This window comes from Streptomyces sp. NBC_00090 (assembly GCF_045160815.1).
Taxonomy (GTDB): Bacteria; Actinomycetota; Actinomycetes; order Streptomycetales; family Streptomycetaceae; genus Streptomyces.
Genome location: NZ_CP108224.1, coordinates 226,304 through 244,629 on the forward strand (window position 1 = coordinate 226,304; position 18,326 = coordinate 244,629).

General features: G+C 72.6%; 17 protein-coding genes. 5 read left to right on the top strand and 12 right to left on the bottom strand.

Annotated features, from left to right (window positions below):
• Window positions 1–91: 91 nt before the first annotated feature.
• Window positions 92–529 carry a DUF6234 family protein gene (locus OG361_RS01100; protein ID WP_405851364.1) on the bottom strand — a complete coding sequence of 146 codons (438 nt, stop codon included), beginning with the start codon at window positions 527–529 and terminating at the stop codon, window positions 92–94.
• 165 nt (window positions 530–694) lie between these two features.
• Between OG361_RS01100 and OG361_RS01105 the strand changes: the two genes are divergently transcribed.
• The 5 genes from OG361_RS01105 to OG361_RS01125 all read left to right on the top strand — a co-directional run bounded on the left by OG361_RS01105 (window position 695) and on the right by OG361_RS01125 (window position 5,936).
• The gene (locus tag OG361_RS01105) at window positions 695–1,792 is read left to right on the top strand and encodes a hypothetical protein (protein WP_405851365.1); all 1,098 of its coding nucleotides are present in this window, start codon (window positions 695–697) and stop codon (window positions 1,790–1,792) included.
• A gap of 85 nt (window positions 1,793–1,877) precedes the next feature.
• Window positions 1,878–2,597 (top strand): hypothetical protein, encoded by a 720-nt coding sequence (locus OG361_RS01110; RefSeq protein ID WP_405851366.1) that lies wholly within the window; start codon window positions 1,878–1,880, stop codon window positions 2,595–2,597.
• 71 nt (window positions 2,598–2,668) lie between these two features.
• Window positions 2,669–3,181: a hypothetical protein gene (locus OG361_RS01115; RefSeq protein WP_405851367.1), complete on the top strand. Its 513-nt coding sequence runs from the start codon at window positions 2,669–2,671 to the stop codon at window positions 3,179–3,181.
• Window positions 3,178–5,079 carry a GMC family oxidoreductase gene (locus OG361_RS01120; RefSeq protein ID WP_405851368.1) on the top strand — a complete coding sequence of 634 codons (1,902 nt, stop codon included), beginning with the start codon at window positions 3,178–3,180 and terminating at the stop codon, window positions 5,077–5,079. Before OG361_RS01115 ends, OG361_RS01120 begins: the two co-directional genes overlap by 4 nt.
• Entirely contained in the window at window positions 5,076–5,936 is an 861-nt protein-coding gene (locus OG361_RS01125) for a hypothetical protein (protein WP_405851369.1), read from the top strand. Before OG361_RS01120 ends, OG361_RS01125 begins: the two co-directional genes overlap by 4 nt.
• 22 nt (window positions 5,937–5,958) lie before the next feature.
• Here the strand turns inward: OG361_RS01125 and OG361_RS01130 are convergent, their stop codons facing one another.
• From OG361_RS01130 to OG361_RS01180, 11 genes are all read right to left on the bottom strand, one after another.
• Complete coding sequence (locus OG361_RS01130) at window positions 5,959–6,663, bottom strand: DUF2470 domain-containing protein (protein ID WP_405851371.1); 705 nt, start codon at window positions 6,661–6,663, stop codon at window positions 5,959–5,961.
• Between the two features lie 156 nt (window positions 6,664–6,819).
• Entirely contained in the window at window positions 6,820–7,710 is an 891-nt protein-coding gene (locus OG361_RS01135) for a geranyl diphosphate 2-C-methyltransferase (protein WP_405851372.1), read from the bottom strand.
• A gap of 3 nt (window positions 7,711–7,713) precedes the next feature.
• Complete coding sequence (locus OG361_RS01140) at window positions 7,714–8,973, bottom strand: family 2 encapsulin nanocompartment cargo protein terpene cyclase (RefSeq protein WP_405851373.1); 1,260 nt, start codon at window positions 8,971–8,973, stop codon at window positions 7,714–7,716.
• Window positions 8,974–9,086: 113 nt separating this feature from the next.
• Window positions 9,087–10,499, bottom strand: coding sequence for a family 2B encapsulin nanocompartment shell protein (locus tag OG361_RS01145; protein ID WP_405851374.1), 1,413 nt, complete (start codon window positions 10,497–10,499; stop codon window positions 9,087–9,089).
• A 359-nt stretch (window positions 10,500–10,858) separates the two neighbouring features.
• A complete protein-coding gene (locus tag OG361_RS01150; protein ID WP_405851375.1) occupies window positions 10,859–12,124 on the bottom strand; it encodes an alpha/beta fold hydrolase in 1,266 nt (421 codons plus the stop codon).
• Between the two features lie 101 nt (window positions 12,125–12,225).
• A complete protein-coding gene (locus OG361_RS01155; RefSeq protein ID WP_384576915.1) occupies window positions 12,226–12,909 on the bottom strand; it encodes a GntR family transcriptional regulator in 684 nt (227 codons plus the stop codon).
• Between the two features lie 47 nt (window positions 12,910–12,956).
• Window positions 12,957–14,342, bottom strand: coding sequence for an aldehyde dehydrogenase family protein (locus tag OG361_RS01160; RefSeq protein ID WP_405851376.1), 1,386 nt, complete (start codon window positions 14,340–14,342; stop codon window positions 12,957–12,959).
• A complete protein-coding gene (locus tag OG361_RS01165; RefSeq protein WP_405851377.1) occupies window positions 14,339–15,343 on the bottom strand; it encodes a proline racemase family protein in 1,005 nt (334 codons plus the stop codon). Before OG361_RS01165 ends, OG361_RS01160 begins: the two co-directional genes overlap by 4 nt.
• A gap of 120 nt (window positions 15,344–15,463) precedes the next feature.
• Entirely contained in the window at window positions 15,464–16,369 is a 906-nt protein-coding gene (locus OG361_RS01170; RefSeq protein WP_405851378.1) for a dihydrodipicolinate synthase family protein, read from the bottom strand.
• A 90-nt stretch (window positions 16,370–16,459) separates the two neighbouring features.
• Window positions 16,460–18,007, bottom strand: coding sequence for an FAD-dependent oxidoreductase (locus OG361_RS01175; protein WP_405851379.1), 1,548 nt, complete (start codon window positions 18,005–18,007; stop codon window positions 16,460–16,462).
• Window positions 17,988–18,302 (bottom strand): (2Fe-2S)-binding protein, encoded by a 315-nt coding sequence (locus tag OG361_RS01180; RefSeq protein ID WP_384574214.1) that lies wholly within the window; start codon window positions 18,300–18,302, stop codon window positions 17,988–17,990. Before OG361_RS01180 ends, OG361_RS01175 begins: the two co-directional genes overlap by 20 nt.
• Window positions 18,303–18,326: the final 24 nt, after the last annotated feature.

The window sequence follows — 18,326 nt, forward strand, 5'->3', positions numbered from 1 at the left end:
CCCGACGGATCTGAATACGAAGAAAAGATCATCACATGAAGTGTCGACTTCCGCTCGGGGAGGTCGAGCCGGTCGACATCGGCGTCCGGTGTCAGCCCCCGAGTCGGGCGCACTCGCTGCTGTCGCCGCCGCTGCGGCATCCCACCAGCGTGTCGGGACGCTCGGGGACGGGACGCCGCCGTTCGTCCTCCTGTCTCTGGGCCGTGACCCCGCCGATCACGATGACGGCGACGAGCGCGGCCGTCATGCCCTGGCTGATCGCGGTCATCGTGGCCTTCGCCCGCGCGGCGATCACCGTCGCCACGAGGGCGAACGCGCCGACCCCGCCGACCCAGGGCAGGTAGCCCCACAGCGAGTCGGTCCTGCCCGGGTCGGCGGCGTCGAAGGACACCCCCGTGAGGAGCCATACCCCGAAGATCACTGCGAGCAGGACCAGTTCGAGGAGCACCAGACCGCACCCCGCTCCGATGTCGGCGCCCGTGTCCGCGCGGTCGTCGTCGCGGCCTGAGCCCGGGGAGAGTCGGTTCATGTCCACCACCATGCCCAAGTCGGTTGCGGAGCACATGAGTACACGTACTCAGACGAACGGGGCGGGCCCTTGAGCTGGGGAATCGGCTCGGGATCCGTTGTGCCATGATCCGGATGAACGGTCCTGGGGAGGGGTCGCGGTGGTACGCGAGACGAGGAGTCCGGTGTGAGTACGGGTGGGGAGCGGGGCGGTTCGTCCGTACCCGACGAGGTGTGGGAACAGTTCCTGCGGGACTCGGTCGACGGGGTGGCGGACGCGCCCAAGGAGCCGTCGGCGCGGGCCCGTGTCGTGACCGGGCGGCTGCGCGCGGAGCCGGCGGCGCCGGAGGGGTGGCGCACGTACCAGGTGGCCCGGCCCCGGCGGAGGAAGGGCTGGTACGTGGTCGGATTCCTGGCCTCGCTGGCTCTGCTGCTGGTGGCGCTGGATCCGTGGCGGATGATCGGCTCGTCGGCCGGTGGTGAGGGCCGGGACGGGAAGCCGCTCGCGCAGGAGTCGGAGCGCCCGAGCGAGGCGCCTGCCGTCGAGCCGGCCCGGCGGCCCACGCTCGACGAGCCGTTCAAGGGCTCGCCCGCGGCGCACTGGGCGAGCGGCGCCGCCGGGATCACGGTCCCCGCGGCGAAGGCGACCGGCTGGATGAGTACGGCGCAGGTGGAGCGCGCGCTCGGGCAGACCCGGGACTTCCTCACCGCGTCCAACCTGGACCCGGGGGTACTGCGGGGTGAGCACCCGGCGCGCGCGATCGCGCTGATCAATCCTCATCAGAAGGACGTCCAGGGCTTCCTGGCGACCGCGTTCCGCGCACCGAGCGAGGACGACGATCCCCTGCTGCTCTTCAGCCGGTTCGACGCGTCGCACGCGCGGCTCGTCGGAGACGTCGTCAAGACCCGGGGCCGGATCACGTACCGGGAGGGCGAGCGCGGCGCCCTGCGGGTGACCGCCGACGTGACGTACGTGTATCCGGTCGTGCGGGCGGGCGCGGGCGGCGACGAGGTCACGCGCACGATCGTGCGGCGCGAGACGGTGCTGAACTGGGACGACCCCTCGAAGGTGATCACCGAGCCCGGGACGTTCTCGCTCGTCTCGTACAAGGTCGACATGACGAACGGCGGCTGCGACGGCCACACCGGCTACCTCACCCCGGAGTTCGGCAGCGGACAGGAGCCGTCCACCGGCGAGACCGTCGACCCCTACGACCGCAGCACCTCGATGCCGGACGGGACACAGACCGCCGACGGAGGCTGCCGGACGGCGACGCGGTCGTAGAGGACCGCCGCGGCGTCGCCGGTACGACGCCGGCGCCGATCCGCCGCGCGTGTCCGGGGGCAGCGACTGAGAGGAGATCTCCGACGTGACGGAGGACGGGGTGTCAGGAGTGGGTTCGGACGGCGACGCGGCCGCCCGTGACTGGAGCAGGCGGTTGGGCTGGGCGTTCGGCCTCGTCGCGGACGATCCCGCTGTGCGGGCGGCGGCGCTGGCGCGTCTGGGCAGGGCGAGTCGCAATGCCGAGGACGCTCTCGACCGGTGGAACGAGCTGTGGCAGCTGACGTTGCCGCTGGGCCCGCAGGAGCAGTATCAGGAGCCGGCCTTCCGGCGTGCGCGTGACGTGTACTCGGTGGCCTGCGGGCACTGCCTCCCCCAGGGGTTGTGGAGCACGCACCCGGGCGTCGACATCACGGCCTGGCCGGGCCTGCCGTACGGGCTCCTCTTCCTGGAGTGGGAAGCGCGCTACCCGCGGGAGTGGACCCGGCATGCCAAGGCCTGGAGTGCGAAGCAGTCACTCATCCGCAAACTGGCGGTCCCCGGCCACGACGAGACGGTCAGGACGAAGCTCACCGACCTCGTCGAGCTCGTCGTCCTGCGGGCGTACCGCTGCAAGGACCGCGAGTACGTCCGGGTGGCTCGGGCGGTCGACGGCGAGGATCTGCGTCGCAGGCTCGGCGCGGCAGCCGAAGCGACGGATCCCTGGGCGCGGGTCCACGCCGGCTACGTCCTCTGGCTGCTCGACCGGCCAGAGGTGCCGAACACCCGCCATGTCTGGCGGACATGGCTCGCGGCGGGCCCGCATTGATGGCCTGAACTGGACGCGTCCGCCGCCGGGCAGCGGGGAACGATCACCGACATGCGTCGAGGGAGGGGTACGTGAGGCGATCGACCTCGGAAGAGGCCTGGGGTTGCGTGGAGGAGTTCGTCGCCCTGTCCTCGGCACTCAGCGGTTTCGGCGTGACCGAGCTGGAGAAGACGGGCATGGCCGACGCGTACGCGGATTTCGTCGCGGCCCGGGTGGGAGCCGGTCCGTGCCGTGCTCTGCTCACCGCGCCGGTCACCGCAGGGGATCTGCCCGAGAGACTCTCCGAGGAGCTCCTGGAACTCGCCAGATCGATCACCCAGCTCTGGTACACGGGCAGTTGGACGGAGTCCGCGGGCTCCGCGCCCACGGTGGTCTCCGCCCGCGCCTACGCCGAGGGGCTGGTGTGGCGGACCCTCGGCGGGCACGCGCCCGGCACCGGCCGGCCCGGCTACGGCAGCTGGTCCGAGCCGCCCGACGGAGAAGCCGTAGGGCCCGTCGCAGGAACCGTCCTATCCGTCCCAGGACCAGTCCGAGGACCCGTCCCAGGCCCAATCCGAGGACCCGTCCCACGAGCCGTCCGATGAGTACCCGGGACGGGTCCGCCGCGCACCCGCCGTACGACGTGATCGTCGTCGGCGCCGGCATCGCCGGTTCGCTCGTCGCCCGCCGGCTGGGTGAGCAGGGGCGGCGGGTGCTCGTCCTGGAGGCCGGGCCCGCGGCGACCGACCCCGAGGCCGGGCACCGGGAAGCGCTGCACACGTACCTCACCGCCGGGGCCAAGGTGCCCGGCTCCCCGTACGTCCCGAGCCCCGAGGCGGCCTGGCCCGAGGTCACCGACCTGACCGGCCTCTCCTCGGGCGGGTTCGCGGCCGAGGGCCACCTGATCCAGCGGGGCCCCCTCCCGTACGCCAGCGGGTACGTACGCGTCAACGGCGGCACCGGGAACGTGTGGACGGGCCTGACGCCGAGAATGCACCCGGAGGACTTCCGCACGGCGGAGTTCGGCTACGGCCGCAGCTGGCCGATCGGCTACCAGGAACTGGAGCCCCACTACCGGGCCGCCGAGTACGAGATCGGGGTCGCGGCCGACGTCGACGAACAGCGCGAGCACGTCGGGCTGCCGTTCCCCGAGGAGTACGCCTTTCCCATGCGGGCGCTGCCCGCCAGCCACCTCGACAGGGTCCTCGCGGCTCGTCTGGACGGGCGCCGGCTCTCCGACCCTGCCACCGGGGATCCGGTCGTGCTCCGCGTCACCGGCACTCCGCACGGCCGCAACAGCGCGCCCGACCCCCGGTACGACGGCGGCGCCGGGTTCGTCCCGGTGGGCGCGTACGGCCGGCCCGATCCCGACAGCCGCTGCCGGGGCAGCGCCAGCTGCATCCCCCTCTGTCCCAGCCACGCCAAGTACACCCCGCTGAAGACCCAGGCCCGCTGGAGCGACACGGTGACGCTGGTCGACCGGGCCGTGGTCCACCGCGTGCTCGTCGACGGCAACGGCCGTGCCACCGGGGTCGAGTACCTCGCCTGGAGCACCGGCTCCGGGACCGGGTCCACGTCCGGCTCCCGCCCCGTGACCCGGCACACGGTCTCCGCCGACGTCGTCGTCCTCGCCGCGCACGCCGTCGAGAACGCCCGGCTGCTGCTCATGTCCGGCCTCGCCAACCGCAGCGACCAGGTCGGCCGCAATCTGATGGACCATCCGGTGCTGCTCACCTGGGGGCTCCTGCCCGAGCCGGTCGGCCCGTACCGGGGCCCCGGCTCGACCTCCGGGCTCGAAGGGTTCCGCTTCGGCCCCGCCCGGCGCGCCCGCGCCCCGTTCCGCGTCGAGATCGGCAACTGGGGCTGGGTGTGGGCCAGAGGGCCCGTCGACGGGGATGTCGCCGAGCTCCTCCGCACCGGGGGCGAGCGCGGCCGGGGCCTCTTCGGTACGGCGCTGCGGACCGCCGTCCGGGACCGGGTCGGCCGTCAGTTCGCCCTCCAGTTCGAGATGGAGCAGGAGGCGGATCCGTCCAACCGCATCACCCTCGACCCACACCGCCGCGACGCGCTCGGACTCCCCCGCCCGGTGGTCTCGTACGACCTCTCGACCCACGTCAAGGAGGGCATGGCCGCCGCGAGGCAGGTCTCCGAGCGGATCTTCGCCCTCCTCGGCGCCGAGGACCACACCGATCACCCGGCCGGTCCGGCGTGGCCGGGCCGCTTCGAGCACCGGGGCACGAGCTACGCCTACCGGGGAGCAGGCCACGGCGCCGGCACCCACATCATGGGCGACTCCCCCGCCACCTCCGTCGTCGACTCCGACCAGCGCTGCTGGGACCACCCGGGTCTGTACGCCGTGGGCTGCGGCAGCATGCCCTCGGTCGCCACCTCCAACCCGACCCTGACCATGGCCGCCCTGGCGCTGCGCAGCGCCGGGGCCATCGTCCGCGAGCTGACCGCCCGTGACAGGCCCGCCGTCATCACCCCTGGAGCCGCCCCGTGACCCCGCTGCCACTGCCGCCCGTCCCCGCGCCGTACCAACTGCCCTTCCATTACGGGGCGCTGCACCAGATCGGGGTGGACTACCTCGTGGAGCCCGAGCCGGTTCGGGACCTGCTGGCCAAGCACCATCCGGCCCTCAGAGCGGCCGAGTTCGACGGACGGGCCGTCGTGTCCCTCAACTACCAGCTCTACTTCGCCCAGTACGCCTTCGGCGGCGGCATGACCCAGGAGATCGAGTTCAACGTCATCGCCCACCCTGCGTCGGAGGCCCACCGGCTGCCCCGGCTCTCCTACGAGGAGTACGCGCACGGGTTCGACCAGACGCGGCTCCTGGGCATCGCCCGCATCCACGTCCTGTGCGACAACCCGCTCGCCATCGACGCGGGGCGGCGGCTCTTCGCCGAGCCCAAGCACCCCGGCTGGTTCGAGACGACGATGCCCTCCCCCAACGGCCCGCCCGGTGACTCCTGGTCCGTCCGCTGCCGCAGGGCGACGGCGGGTCCGGAGGCCTCGGACTCCGTGGTCCGTCACGACGCGGACGTCTTCACCCTCACCGCGGATCTCACCGGCCTGCCCTCGGCCCCGGCCAACAACGCCCCGGTCACCGGCTACGGCACCGACGCCGAGGGGCGCGCCCTGGCCGGGCCGATGAACCTCTACCAGCCCTACCGCCACCACACGCTCGACACCGCCGCCGACGCCGGCCGGATCCGTCTCACCGTCCACGACGACACGACGGACCTCGGACAGGATCTGACCGCCCTGGTCGGCACCCGCCCCGCGGCCGGTGCCTGGACCTTCCAGTCCCCGCCGGTGGCCGCCCACAACCGCCCCTACTACCTGCCGGGACCGCGCTGAGGAGCCGCCGGGTCGCGCGACTTCAGGTCAGCAGGCTGTTCGGGTGCGAGGATCGGCGCGCCGTCGAGAGGAGGGCGTGGATCCGGGGACCGGCCTCGTCCATGCCCGTGACGGGGGTGGGGAAGGGCAGTCGGACGTCCCGGTGGCCCACGGGGTATTCGAGGCGCAGGGTGATTCCGTAGCGGTCCATGGCGACCGGGAGGGCGCGGACCATCCGCCGGTCGGGGCGCGGCCGGACGAGGCGCAGCAGCAGGGGCACGAGTTCGCTGTGGCTGTCGACGAGGTGGGTCAGCATGCCCGCCTCACCGGTGGCGATGGGGTCGACGTCCGCCGCGTGGAGCTCGTCCAGGGTGATGTACGTGCGCCCGTCGGCGTCTTCGAGCAGTGCCTGGCCGAACTCCATGCAGGTGGATTCGGCGGCGTCGTGGGTGTAGCCCGCGCCCAGCAGCCCGGTCAGCGTGACGCGCGCCCGCAGTCGTTCGCGTACGGCGGTGGGGGCGATGTCGGTGAGTTCCAGGCGCACGGGGATGCGCGCGCCCTGTCCGCCGTGGACGCCCTCGGACGGGTCGTGCAGGTGGATGTGGCCCATGGGCCCGGTTCCGTCAAGGAGATGGACCTCCCGGCGGTGTCCGTCGGTCACGACCGTCATCGAGTGGGCCGAGGCCAGGATCGATCGCACGCGGTCCGCGGGCGTGGGCTGTGTGACGTGGGTGCTGAAGGGGCGCATCCGAGCTCTCCAGGGACGGGGGAAGGAGATACCCAAGTCGCTACTTAGGCAAGCCTAACCTAACCCATTCGGAGAGTCCTTGGAAGCCGGAGGGCCGGGCCCGTCGGGTGACGGGCCCGGCCCCCTCGGGTGGCACGGTCGGTCGGACGCGGCCGGTCAGACGCGGTCGGCCGCGATCAGGAGGTACTGGAAGGAGCCGTCCTTGTACGACTCGATGAACGCCTCCTCGATGCCGGTGACCAGGGACGAGGTGGCCCGCAGCTCCCAGTAGGGCAGGGTCGCGGCCGTCAGGTCGACGACGGCCTGCGGGACGAGACGGTTGTCGGCCATGGCGCGCAGGTACTCGCGGCGGGAGTGGATGTTGCACTCGAAGTGCGCGTTGATCTGCGAGACCCACTTCGAGGGCTGGCCGTACTTCGGGTTCCAGCAGCCGGTGATGGTCACGTAGCGGCCGCCGACCTCGAGGAAGCGGGAGTGCTCGGCGAAGAGGTCGTCCAGGTCGACGTACATGCTCGACTCGTTGTTCCACGAGGCGGCGATGCTGCCCTTCTCGAACGGGGTGTCGAGCATGTTGCAGACGCGGGCGCGGACGTGGTCGTCGATGCCGAGCTCCTTCGCGCGCCTGTTGCCGAACTCGGCCTGCGTGGAGGAGAGGGTGACGCCCTCGACCTTGCAGCCGAAGCGCTGGTGGGCCATGACGCTCGAACCGCCTCGGCCGCAGCCCGCGTCGACGAGGGTGTCGTCCTGCCCGATGGGGCCGAGGTGGTCGAGGAGGACCTCGGCCTGCGCCGACTCGAGGCGGTGGAGCTCGGCGATCAGCTTCTTCTCGTACTCGCTGTCCTCGGTGTCACCGAGGGACGCGTGGTCGACCTCGCCGATGCCGTAGTGGTGGTGGTAGAGCCCGTCGACGTCGCCGAGGCGCAGGTTCACGGGCCTGGCCTCCTGGTTCCAGTAGCGGGCGATGTCGCTCTGGTAGGGCGACGCCGGAGCCGGAACGAACGCGGAGGTGGCGGTGGTGAGCTCGGTGCTGGTCACAGTGTGGTCCATTTCTTACCAGAAATCGGGCAGGCTGTAGCGGTAGGTGTTGGTCTGGTGCCAGTAGTGGTTGCCGTCGACCCACACGGCCACTCCCCGCAGGAAGCGCAGCACGCTGGGGACGGGACAGGCCTCGGCCAGGGCGGCGGCTTCGGCCTCGAAGTCGCGCATGAGGTCGTTGTGGACCTCGACCGCCTTGAGGTAGGCGTCCTTCTCGGAGAGCTTCTCCCGTTCGGCGATCACCACGGGCAGGTTCAAGTGCCGGCCGGGGCTGGCGAGTTCCTTGGTGTACGAGTACAGGTCGTTGACGATGGTGCTGGCGTTCCCGGCGAGCGCGAGCACCCGCTGCATGGCGGGCTGGGCATGCAGGTCCGTCGGCAGTTCGTAGCCGCCGACGGTGTCGGTAATGGTGGGACACGGCCGGAAGTTGTTGTACTGCCGCATCACCAGGTACTCCCACACCTCGGGCGTGTGGTCGGTCTGGGCCCAGGCGGCCTCCGCGAGATAGCCCATGTGGAGACGGGCCATGTCGTGGCGGAACCGGTCGGCCTGGGAGGGGGTGGACTGCCGGACGAAGTACTCCATGGCCGAGCGGTACGCGCGCCGCGGGGCGTCCTCGTGGAGCGACTCCGCCCACCGCGGCTGGTACTCCGTCGTCGTGTGCACGGGGTCCAGGGCGGTGTGTGCGAGGAGAAGACGCCCGCCGAGGCCGATGGGCGACCCCCCGTGGTCCTCGCAGTAGATGTCGTCGACCGCGTTCTCGGCGACCATCAGCCGCGTGGCGACCATCAGATGGTCGACGGTCGGGGCGTCCGGGTGGCAGGCCACCATGTAGCGCCCGACGGAGAAGCCGTCGAACTGCCCCTCCCAGTCCTCGGGGAAGAGGTCGACCTCGTCCACCGCCCAGTCCTTGATCCGGCGGCTGACCTCCTCCACGCGCACCGGGTCGGGCTCCGGCACCGGGTGGTAGTGGAGACCCGGGATGTGCAGCGCCTCGGCCGGTGCCTCCGCCGGCGCCTCGGGCGCCGTGACGACGGGCGGTTCCGCGCGCCGGACCAGACTCAGCCCCGCTGTGCCGAGGCCGCTGGGGCCGCTCAGGATCCGGCCGAGGTCGGGCCCCGGCTCCCCCGCCGCGGCGGGGGCGGGGACGGTGGACGGCGCGGTGTCGGCGGCTTCGACGCCGACGGCGCCGGCCTGGGCGAGGACGTGGGCCCCGAAGTGGGCCGCTGCGGTGGGCAGGCTCGACTGCAGAGGGGAAAGCCCGGGCTCGGGCATCCGTGGCTCCTTGAAGGGGGTGGGGTGGTCCGTCCCGGATCCTGGGCGCGCTCGCCCGGCCCGGGAGGTTCCGGGCTGTCGTGTCGGCCGGTCGGGGGCGGCTCCGGTGGGAGTCAGCCGCGCCTGCGGGCGATCTGGACGTTCTCCAGTACGCCGAGCGCGTTGGGCACCAGGATGGCGGCGGAGTAGTACGTGGTGACCAGGTACGACATGATCGCCTGCTCGCTGATGCCCATGAAGCGGACGGAGAGGCCCGGTTCGTACTCCTCCGGCAGACCGGTCTGGCGGAGCCCGATGACGCCCTGGTTGTCCTCGCCGATGCGCATGGCAAGGATCGAGCTGGTGTTCTCCTTGCTGATGGGGATCTTGTTGCAGGGCAGGATCGGGACCCCGCGCCAGGCCGGGACCTGGTGCCCGTCGAGCTCGACCGTGTCCGGGTAGAGCCCGTGGGCGTTCCACTCGCGGCCGATCGCGGCGATCGTCCGGGGGTGGGCCAGGAAGAGCTTGGTGCCGCGACGGCGGCAGAGCAGCTCGTCGAGGTCGTCCGGGGTGGGCGGACCCGAGTGGGTCTGGATCCGCTGCTTGAAGTCGGCGTTGTGGAGGAGGCCGAACTCCCGGTTGTTGATCAGCTCGTGCTCCTGGCGCTCGCGCAGCGCCTCGATGGTGAGCCTGAGCTGTTCCTCCGTCTGGTTCATCGGCCCGTTGTAGAGGTCGGCGACCCGGGTGTGGACCTTCAGGACGGTCTGCGCGACGGAGAGTTCGTACTCTCGCGGCTTGAGCTCGTAGTCGACGAAGGCGCCGGGCAGGTCGACCTCGCCGGTGTGGCCGGCCGACATCGCGATCTCGGCCTCACCGTGACGGTTCTGCCGCTGCAGGGGCAGCGAGCTGAACTCCTCGATGTGCGCCTGGAGGCTCGGCGCCGCGGACAGCACGGAGGCGAAGTCGGCGCGGGACAGGGTGAGGAGGGTGCCGGAGGTCTCGGCTGTGGCGGTGTAGTCCCACCTGGCGTCGGCGTCCAGAAGGGCATTCTCGCCGAAGCGGTCACCGTCGGCGAGAACGGCGACGGCGACCTCGTCGCCGTACTTGCCGACGGAGGTCTGGTTGATCCGGCCGTGGGCGATCAGATGGATCTGCTCGGCGGGGGCACCGCGGTCGACCAGCACCTCACCGGCGCGGAAGTCGCGCTGGACGCACCTGTCGGCGATCGCGGTGAGCACCTCGTCGTCCTCGAAGCCGCGGAGCAGGGCCAGTTCGCCGAGCTCGCGGGGGATCACGCGGACGCGGGAACCGTCCTGGACGAAGTCGACGCGGCCGTCGCCGACGGTGTAGCTCAGTCGGCGGTTCACCCGATAGGCGCCACCCTTCGTCTCCACCCAGGGGAGCATCCGGAGGAGCCAGCGGGAGCTGATCTCCTGCATCTGCGGGGTGGACTTGGTCGTGGTGGCGAGGTTGCGGGCAGCCGCGGTGCTCAGGCTGGACTGCCTGGGCGGCGCCACCTGCGCTTCCGGGCCGGTCTCAACGGTCATCGGGCGGGCTCTCCTTCGCGTGGAGGGCGATCGGCGTACGGATGACCGACCGCCGAAAGCGGGAAAAGAGGGTGAATCTCCTGGAATTCGTCCAGATCCCGGGGAACAGTAACGGTCGGTAAGACCAGCTCACCGCATGAGTTCGGAGGCATTACCTCGAAGCAGTGATCTTGCTTCGCGCGGGGTTTAGCGGGGCGACCGACGACATTCGCGCCATCCGTCGGCGCGCGCACCCGGCGCGTGGTGCGACGGTGCCGCCGCCTCCATACGTATCCGGCCAAGTTCGCCGCGGAACGCGAAGGCCCTCCGGCTCCGGGTGGTCGGAGCTGGAGGGCGGGGAGGGAGTACGGGGGCGGGGTTTACGCGCGGCCGGCGGCCAGGTCCATCAGGCGGGCGAGGACGCGGCCGCCCGAGGCGACGACGCCGTCGTGCTCCCACTCGTTGGTGACCCAGACGCGGGCGGCGCCGATCCGGCGCGCCGTGCGCAGGGAGATGCCCGCGTCGACGTACATGTCGTCGTGGTAGACGATCGCGGCGAGCGGGACCTCGTTGGCCGCGAGGCGGCTCGGGTCGTACAGGGGCGGCCAGTCGACGCGCGCGGCCAGCAGGTCGGCGGCGTCCGCGAAGGGGCGCAGCCCCGCGATCTCCCGGAACATCCAGGGGTACATCATCTCCCCGGTGAGCAGGAGGGGGTCGGCGTCCTCGGCGAACTCGGGGAAGGCGGCCAGGGCGCGGGCGGCCGCCCAGTCGGTCGGGCCGGACCCCTGCCCGTACAGGGTCTCCTGCATGACGGCGAAGAGCGGGTTGTCGGTGAAGCCGGTCAGGTTCATCACCTGGTGGAGGAAGGTGTCGCTCAACTCGCCGTCCGCGTCGAGCGATTCGTCGAGGAGCCAGTGGACGCGCTCGAAGCCGTCGCCCATGCCGAGCGCGAGTCCGAGCGTGCGCAGGCGGTGCGGGGTGAGCCGGTCGCCGTTCGGGAGGCGGACGTCGCCGGCCGCGAGGAGGTCGGCGATCTTCCGCAGGCGCGGGGCGTCCTCGGGGTAGCGGGCGTAGAGGTCGAGGACCCGGTCGCGGACGCGGGGGTAGGTGTGGGCGTACACGTCGTCGGCGGTGGCGTCGAGGCCGGGCAGGCCGCCGGTGACGTAGCAGGCCCGCAGGCCTTCGGGGGCTCGGGAGAGGTAGGTGAGGGTGATGAAGCCGCCGTAGCTCTGCCCGAGGGTCTCCCAGGGGGTGTCGCCGCAGAGTTGACGGCGTATCAGTTCCGCGTCGGCGACGATCGCGTCGGCCCGGAAGTGGGCGAGGTATCCGGCGAGACGGTCGGGCGAGGCGAACCGGGCGGCGGAGCGGGCGGTGACGGGGGTGGAGCGGCCGGTGCCGCGCTGGTCGAGGAGCAGCACCCGGTGGGTCGTGAGCGCCTGGGCCAGCCAGCCGGGTGAACCGGCCGAGGGGCGGGGCGACTTGCCGCCGGGTCCGCCCTGGAGGTAGAGCAGCCAGGGGAGTTCCTCGCCCGCGCGGGACGGGTCGGCGACCTCGCGGGCGAAGAGCTCGATGGTGGGGCCGTCGGGTGCCCGGTGGTCCAGGGGGACGGTGAAGGTGTGGTCGACGGTCGCGTACGCGGGGTTCATGGGTTCCTTCCACGGCCGCGGACGGCCGGTCGGATGTGACATTGCATCGATGGGTGGCCGTCGTCCGCCCGTCGAGAGGAGCCCACACCCGTCGGCCGGTGCTACTTCTCCCCGGCGGACCTGTCGCCCTTGGCCCACAGGGAGCGGACGTGGCCCAGGTGGCGGGTCATGCACTTCTCCGCGCCCTTGGCGTCGCCGGCGAGCATCAGGTCGAGCAGTTCCAGGTGCTCCTCGGCCGACGGGATGAGGTTGCCGCTCCGGTCCAGGGCGGTGAGCCCGTAGAGGCGGGAGCGCTTGCGCAGGTCGCCGACGGTCTCGACGAGGCGTTCGTTGCCCGCGAGGCCGAGCAGGGTGAGGTGGAACAGCCGGTCCGCCTCCAGGTAGCCGATGAGGTCGTGCTCGCGGGCCGCGCGCACGATGGACTCGGCGACCGGCCGCAGCGCTTCGAGGTCCTCGCGGGCGGCGATGCGGGTGACCCTGCCGACCATCGGGATCTCGATGAGCGCGCGGATCTCGGTGTACTGGTCGAGGTCGCGCTCGTCGACCTCGGTGACCCGGAACCCCTTGTTGCGGACGGGCTCGACCAGTCCCTCGCGGGCCAGGTCGAGCATCGCCTCGCGGACCGGGGTGGCCGAGATGCCGAAGTCCTCGGCGAGGGTCGGCGCCGAGTACACCACCCCGGGCCGCAGCTCGCCCGAAATCAGGGCGGCTCGCAGGGCATGGGCGACCTGGTCGCGCAGCCGCTCCCGGGAGGCGTTGAGGTCGCGGTGGGTCAGGTGCCCCATGACGGTGGTGATCCCTTCGTTCCGGTTGACATCACCACCGTACGATGTCACGCCCCGGAGCCCGCGGGTGCCAGGGTGTACGTCCGGCCGGACGTGTAGAACTCCAGGGCGGCCCTGCCCTGCTCGCGGGGCCCGTGGCTGGACTGCTTGGAGCCGCCGAACGGCAGGTGGAAGTCGACGCCGGTGGACGGGGCGTTGATCCGGATCATGCCGGTGTCGAGCAGGTCGAGGCCGTTGAGCGCCGTGTTCAGGTCGGCCGTGTGGACCGAGGTGACCAGACCGTACGGGACGGAGTTGGTGATCCGGATCGCGTGGGCGAGGTCGTCGGCCGCGAGCAGGGACGCGACGGGGCCGAAGACCTCTTCGCGCAGCAGCCGGTGCCCCGGGGCGACCTTCTCGACCAGGGTCGGGGCCGCGTACCAGCCGGACCTGTCGGGCGCGGTGCCGCCCGCGAGGACGGACAGTCCCCGGCAGGCCTCGGCGACCTGGTCCCTGGCGTACTCGTGGATGAGCGGCCCGCAGACGGTGGACGGGTCGGCGGGGTCGCCGACGGGGACGGCCCGCAGCGCTTCGGAGAGCGCCTCGCGCAGCGGGTCGATCGCGGCGCCGACCGCGACGACGCGGCTGGTGGCGGTGCACTTCTGACCCGCGAACCCGGCGATGGAGGCGGCGATGTGGGCCGCCGCCTGCGCGATGTCGGCGTCCGGCAGGACGAGGGCCGCGTTGAGGCCGCCCATCTCGGCCTGTACGGGAATGCCCCGGGCGGTCGCGGCCCGGGCCACGGCCCTGCCGACGGGGGTGGAGCCGGTGAAGGAGACGACGTCGACGGCGGAGACGAGCGCGTTGCCCTCGGTCGCGCCGCCGGGCAGGACGGTGAACACCGACTCGGGGAGGGCCTGCCGCACGATCTCCGCCAGGCGCAGGGCGCAGGCGGTGGCCTCGGGGGCCGGCTTGAGGACGACGGTGTTTCCCGCCGCGAGGGCCGGGGCGGCCTTCCAGGTCGGGATGGCGAAGGGGAAGTTCCAGGGCGTGACGAGCCCGGCCACGCCGTGCGGGCGGCGCCGGGTCAGGAGCAGCCCGGGACCCGCCGCGGTCTCGTGGACGGTGCCGGTGGCCTCGAACGGCGCCTGGGCGTAGTAGCGCCAGATCGCGACGGTGCGGGCCACCTCGGCCCTGGCCTCGGCGAGCGGCTTGCCGACCTCGCGTACGGCGAGCGCGGCCAGTTCGTCGGCGGCGGCCTCGATGCCGGTGGCGACGGTGCCCAGGGCGGCCGAGCGGGTGGCGGCTCCGGCGAGCAGCCAGCCGGGCTGGGCGGCGCGGGCCCGCTCGACGGTGTCGACGGCGGCGAAGGCACCGGGGGCCGGGATCCGCAGGAGTTCGTCGGCCGGGTCGGCCGGGTTGTGGGAGGTGACGGTGGGAAGGACGTCGGTCACAGGAGGAAGCCTCCGGGGAAGGGGTCGTGCGGGTCGAGGAAGTACTGCGCGGTGCCGGTGAGCCAGGCGCGGCCGGTGACCGTCGGGACGACGGCGGGGAAGCCGCCGACCTCCGTCTCGGCGGTGAGCCGGCCGGTGAAGCGGGTCCCGATGAAGGACTCGTTGACGAAGTCGCGGCCGAGCGGGAGCTCGCCCCTGGCGTGCAGTTGGGCCATGCGGGCCGAGGTGCCGGTGCCGCACGGGGAGCGGTCGAACCAGCCGGGGTGGATGGCCATCGCGTGCCGCGAGGAGAGGGCGTCGGAGCCCGGTGCGGCGAGGTAGACGTGCTTGAGGCCCGCGATCTCCGGCCGCGTGGGGTGCACGGGCCGGTCGGGCGAGGCGTTGACGGCGTCCATGACGGCGAGTCCGGCGGCGAGCAGTTCGTCCTTGCGGTCGCGGTCGAACGGCAGCCCCAGGTCGTCGAGGGAGACGAAGGCGTAGAAGTTGCCGCCGAAGGCCAGGTCGTAGGTGACCGTGCCGTGTCCGGGGACGCCCACCTTGCGGTCGAGGCCCACGCTGAAGGAGGGCACGTTGGTGAGCGTGACCGCCTTCGCGGCGCCGTCCTCCACCTGGACGTCGACGCTGACGAGTCCGGCCGGGGTGTCGAGGCGGACGGTGGTGACGGGTTCGACGACCGGCACCATGCCGGTCTCGACGAGGACGGTGGCGACGCCGATGGTGCCGTGTCCGCACATCGGCAGCAGCCCGGACACCTCGATGTAGAGGACTCCGTAGTCGGCGTCGGGTCGGGTGGGCGGCTGGAGGATGGCGCCGCTCATCGCCGCGTGGCCGCGCGGCTCGAACATCAGGAGCGTACGGAGGTGGTCCAGGTGCTCGATGAAGTGCAGCCGCCGCTCGGCCATCGTGGCACCGGGGATGACCCCGACGCCGCCGGTGATCACCCGGGTGGGCATGCCCTCGGTGTGCGAGTCGACGGCGTGGAAGACATGACGCGTACGCACGGAGTTCCTTTCGGTGGACGGGGTGGACGGGTGGGATGACCGTCGGCGGTCGCCGTCAGCGGTGGCCGTCGGGTGTCGGCGTCGACGGTGACCGTCAGCGGTGGGCGGGGGACCTCGCCGTCAGCGGTGGCCGTTGGCGACGGCCTTCTCGGTGGCGGTGCGCACTCCGGCCTCGATCGCTCCGGTGAGCGGGTGGCGCGGCGGACGGGTCGGGCCGCCCTGACGGCCGGCGATGGCCATGGAGAGCTTGATGGACTGGACGAACTCGGTCTTCGAGTCCCAGCGCAGCAGCGAGTGCAGGGACTTGTACAGCGGCACGGCGGTGTCCAGGTCTCCCGCGACGGCGGCGTGGTAGAGCTCGGCGCAGCTGGCGGGGAAGGCGTTGGGGTAGCCGGCGATCCAGCCGACAGCGCCTGCCAGGGCCAGCTCGAGGAGGACGTCGTCGGCGCCGATGAGCAGGTCCAGCTCCGGGGCGAGTTCGGCGATCTCGTACGCCCTGCGGACGTCCCCGCTGAACTCCTTGACGGCGACGATGCTGCCGTCGCCGTGCAGGCGCGCCAGCAGGTCGGGGGTGAGGTCGACCTTGGTGTCGATCGGGTTGTTGTAGGCGACGATCGGGATTCCGGCGCCGGCAACCTCCGCGTAGTGGGCGCGTACGGCCTCCGGGTCGGCGCGGTAGGCGTTGGGCGGCAGCAGCAGGACCGAGCCGCAGCCCGCCTCGGCCGCCTGCTCCGCCCAGCGGCGGGACTCGGCGCTCCCGTACGCGGCGACGCCCGGCATGACCCTCGCGCCGTCGCCGGCTGCCGCGACGGCGGTACGGACGACCTGGGCACGCTCCTCGTCGGTGAGGGTCTGGTACTCGCCGAGGGAGCCGTTCGGCACGACGCCGTCGCAGCCGTTGGCGACCAGCCAGGCCACGTGCTCGGCGTACGCGTCGTAGTCGACGGACAGGTCGTCGCGGAAGGGGAGGGTGGTGGCGACCATGATGCCGCGCCAGGGGCGGTCGGTGTTCCAGGTGGTGGTCATGTCGACGAACCTTTCAATAGTGTGTGACATTTTACAGAGTCCCGAGAAGAGAGGCCCTCCTGGGCCTCTCCCCCGTAACGGCGTTCGGAACTAGGGGACTTCGGGGTGCGATTCGATCGAGTCGATCGAATCGTCCGGCTCGCCGAGCGCGGCGAGTGTCGAGAGCGGGACGGGCACGGCGAACGGGCGCCGCTCCGCGGGCGGTTCGGCCGCGCCGTCGCGGGCCGCGAGGCAGGCCACGGCCGTCCCGCACATCCGCCCCTGACACCACCCCATGCCGGCCCGCGTGAGGAGCTTGACGGTCCGGGCGTCGCGCGCCCCGAGCTCGGCGGCCGCCTCGCGCACACGCCCCGCGGACACCTCCTCGCAGCGGCACACGTCCGTCTCGTCGTCCAGCCACGCGGGCCATCCGGGGCCCGGGGCGTGCGCCGCGGACATCACGTCGGCGAAGGCGCGCATCCGGTCCCGGCGGCGCCGGAGCTCGACGACCCGCCCCGCACCCGCGGTGCGGCCGAGGAGCCGATCGGCGATCGCCCGCCCGGCCAGCTCCCCTTCGGTACGGGCGAGTTCGGCGCCTCCCACACCGCCGGTCTCACCCGCCGCCCACAGCCCGGCCACCGAGGTCTCCTGGAGGTCGTCCAGGGCGAGCCCGAGGGTTCCGTCGGGCAGCGCACGGGTGGCGCAGCCGACGGCGGTGGCCAGCTCGATCTGCGGGACGAGACCGTGCCCGACGGCCAGCGCGTCGCAGACGATCCTGCGTCCCGTCCCCCGCACGGGCCGCCACTCGCCGTCCAGGCGGCTGACGGTGACGGCCTCCACCCGGTCGGTGCCGTGCACCGCGGTGACCGCGCTGCGCGGCAGCACCCGCACACGGTGCCTGAGCAGCGCGGCCCCGTGCACCAGGGCCTCGACCGCCTTCGCCGGGTTGGTCACGAGCGCGCGGGGGCTGCGGGCGTACCGCAGATAGCCGGCCGCCTCGACCACGGCGGGTACCCGCGCACCGGCCGCGGCGAGGGACGAGGCGACGGCGAGCAGCAGGGGGCCGCTGCCGGCCACGACGATGCGGCGGCCGGGCAGCACGAGCCCGGACTTGAGCATCGCCTGCGCTCCCCCGGCGCCGACGACGCCGGGCAGGGTCCAGCCGGGAAAGGGCAGCTGGCGCTCGTACGCGCCGGTGGCGAGCAGCAGCGCCCGGGCCCTGATCCGGGCGGGCCGCTCCGTGGTTCCGTCGGCGCCGGTGACCGCGTGCACGGTCCAGGTCCCGTCGGCCTCCCGCACGGTGGACCACACGTGGTGCCCGGACAGGTGGGTTACGGCGCTCGCGCCCAGCCGCCGACGCAGGTCGGAGAAGGCCGACCAGTCGTGGTGCAGGGCTTCGGGCCGTACCGCCCCGAGGGTGGGCGCCGGGTGCCGGTAGAACTGCCCGCCGGACTGGGTGGAGGAGTCCAGCAGCGCGACGGAGAGTCCGAGTTCGGAGGCGATGACGGCGCCGGCGAGCCCGGCGGAGCCCGCACCCACGACCGCGAGGTCGTACGGCTCGCTCGATCCGCGCGAGCCGTGCGCTCCGTGCGAGCCCTGCGAGCCCTGCGAGCCCTGCGCTCCGCGCGCTCCGTCGGCCTCAGACGGCGAGACGGTCATGGCCGTGTCCCTCCTGGGTGGTGATCGCGTCGCCGGGGCGGGCGGGGACCAGACAGGCGCGGCGGTTGGGCTCGCCGTTGACGGTGGCGAGGCAGTCGTAGCACTGGCCGATGCCGCAGAACGCGCCGCGCGGCCGCCCTCCTTCACGGGTGGTGCGCCAGGCCAGGATGCCGGCGCCCCAGAGGGCGGCGGCGACGGTCTGGCCGGGCAGGGCGGTGACGCTCCGGCCGTCGAAGGTGATCTCGAACGGCGGATCGGGCTGTGCCCCGACCAGGCCGGCGGGGGTGCGGGCCACGGGCCCTCCTCTCATGACGGTGAC

Excerpts from the sequence above, each read along its gene's own strand:
- OG361_RS01100 (WP_405851364.1), bottom strand. The coding sequence starts at position 529 with ATGAACCGACTCTCCCCGGGCTCAGGCCGCGACGACGACCGCGCGGAC.
- OG361_RS01120 (WP_405851368.1), top strand. The coding sequence starts at position 3,178 with ATGAGTACCCGGGACGGGTCCGCCGCGCACCCGCCGTACGACGTGATC.
- OG361_RS01130 (WP_405851371.1), bottom strand. The coding sequence starts at position 6,663 with ATGCGCCCCTTCAGCACCCACGTCACACAGCCCACGCCCGCGGACCGC.
- OG361_RS01135 (WP_405851372.1), bottom strand. The coding sequence starts at position 7,710 with ATGGACCACACTGTGACCAGCACCGAGCTCACCACCGCCACCTCCGCG.
- OG361_RS01140 (WP_405851373.1), bottom strand. The coding sequence starts at position 8,973 with ATGCCCGAGCCCGGGCTTTCCCCTCTGCAGTCGAGCCTGCCCACCGCA.
- OG361_RS01145 (WP_405851374.1), bottom strand. The coding sequence starts at position 10,499 with ATGACCGTTGAGACCGGCCCGGAAGCGCAGGTGGCGCCGCCCAGGCAG.
- OG361_RS01150 (WP_405851375.1), bottom strand. The coding sequence starts at position 12,124 with ATGAACCCCGCGTACGCGACCGTCGACCACACCTTCACCGTCCCCCTG.
- OG361_RS01155 (WP_384576915.1), bottom strand. The coding sequence starts at position 12,909 with ATGGGGCACCTGACCCACCGCGACCTCAACGCCTCCCGGGAGCGGCTG.
- OG361_RS01170 (WP_405851378.1), bottom strand. The coding sequence starts at position 16,369 with ATGACCACCACCTGGAACACCGACCGCCCCTGGCGCGGCATCATGGTC.
- OG361_RS01175 (WP_405851379.1), bottom strand. The coding sequence starts at position 18,007 with ATGACCGTCTCGCCGTCTGAGGCCGACGGAGCGCGCGGAGCGCAGGGC.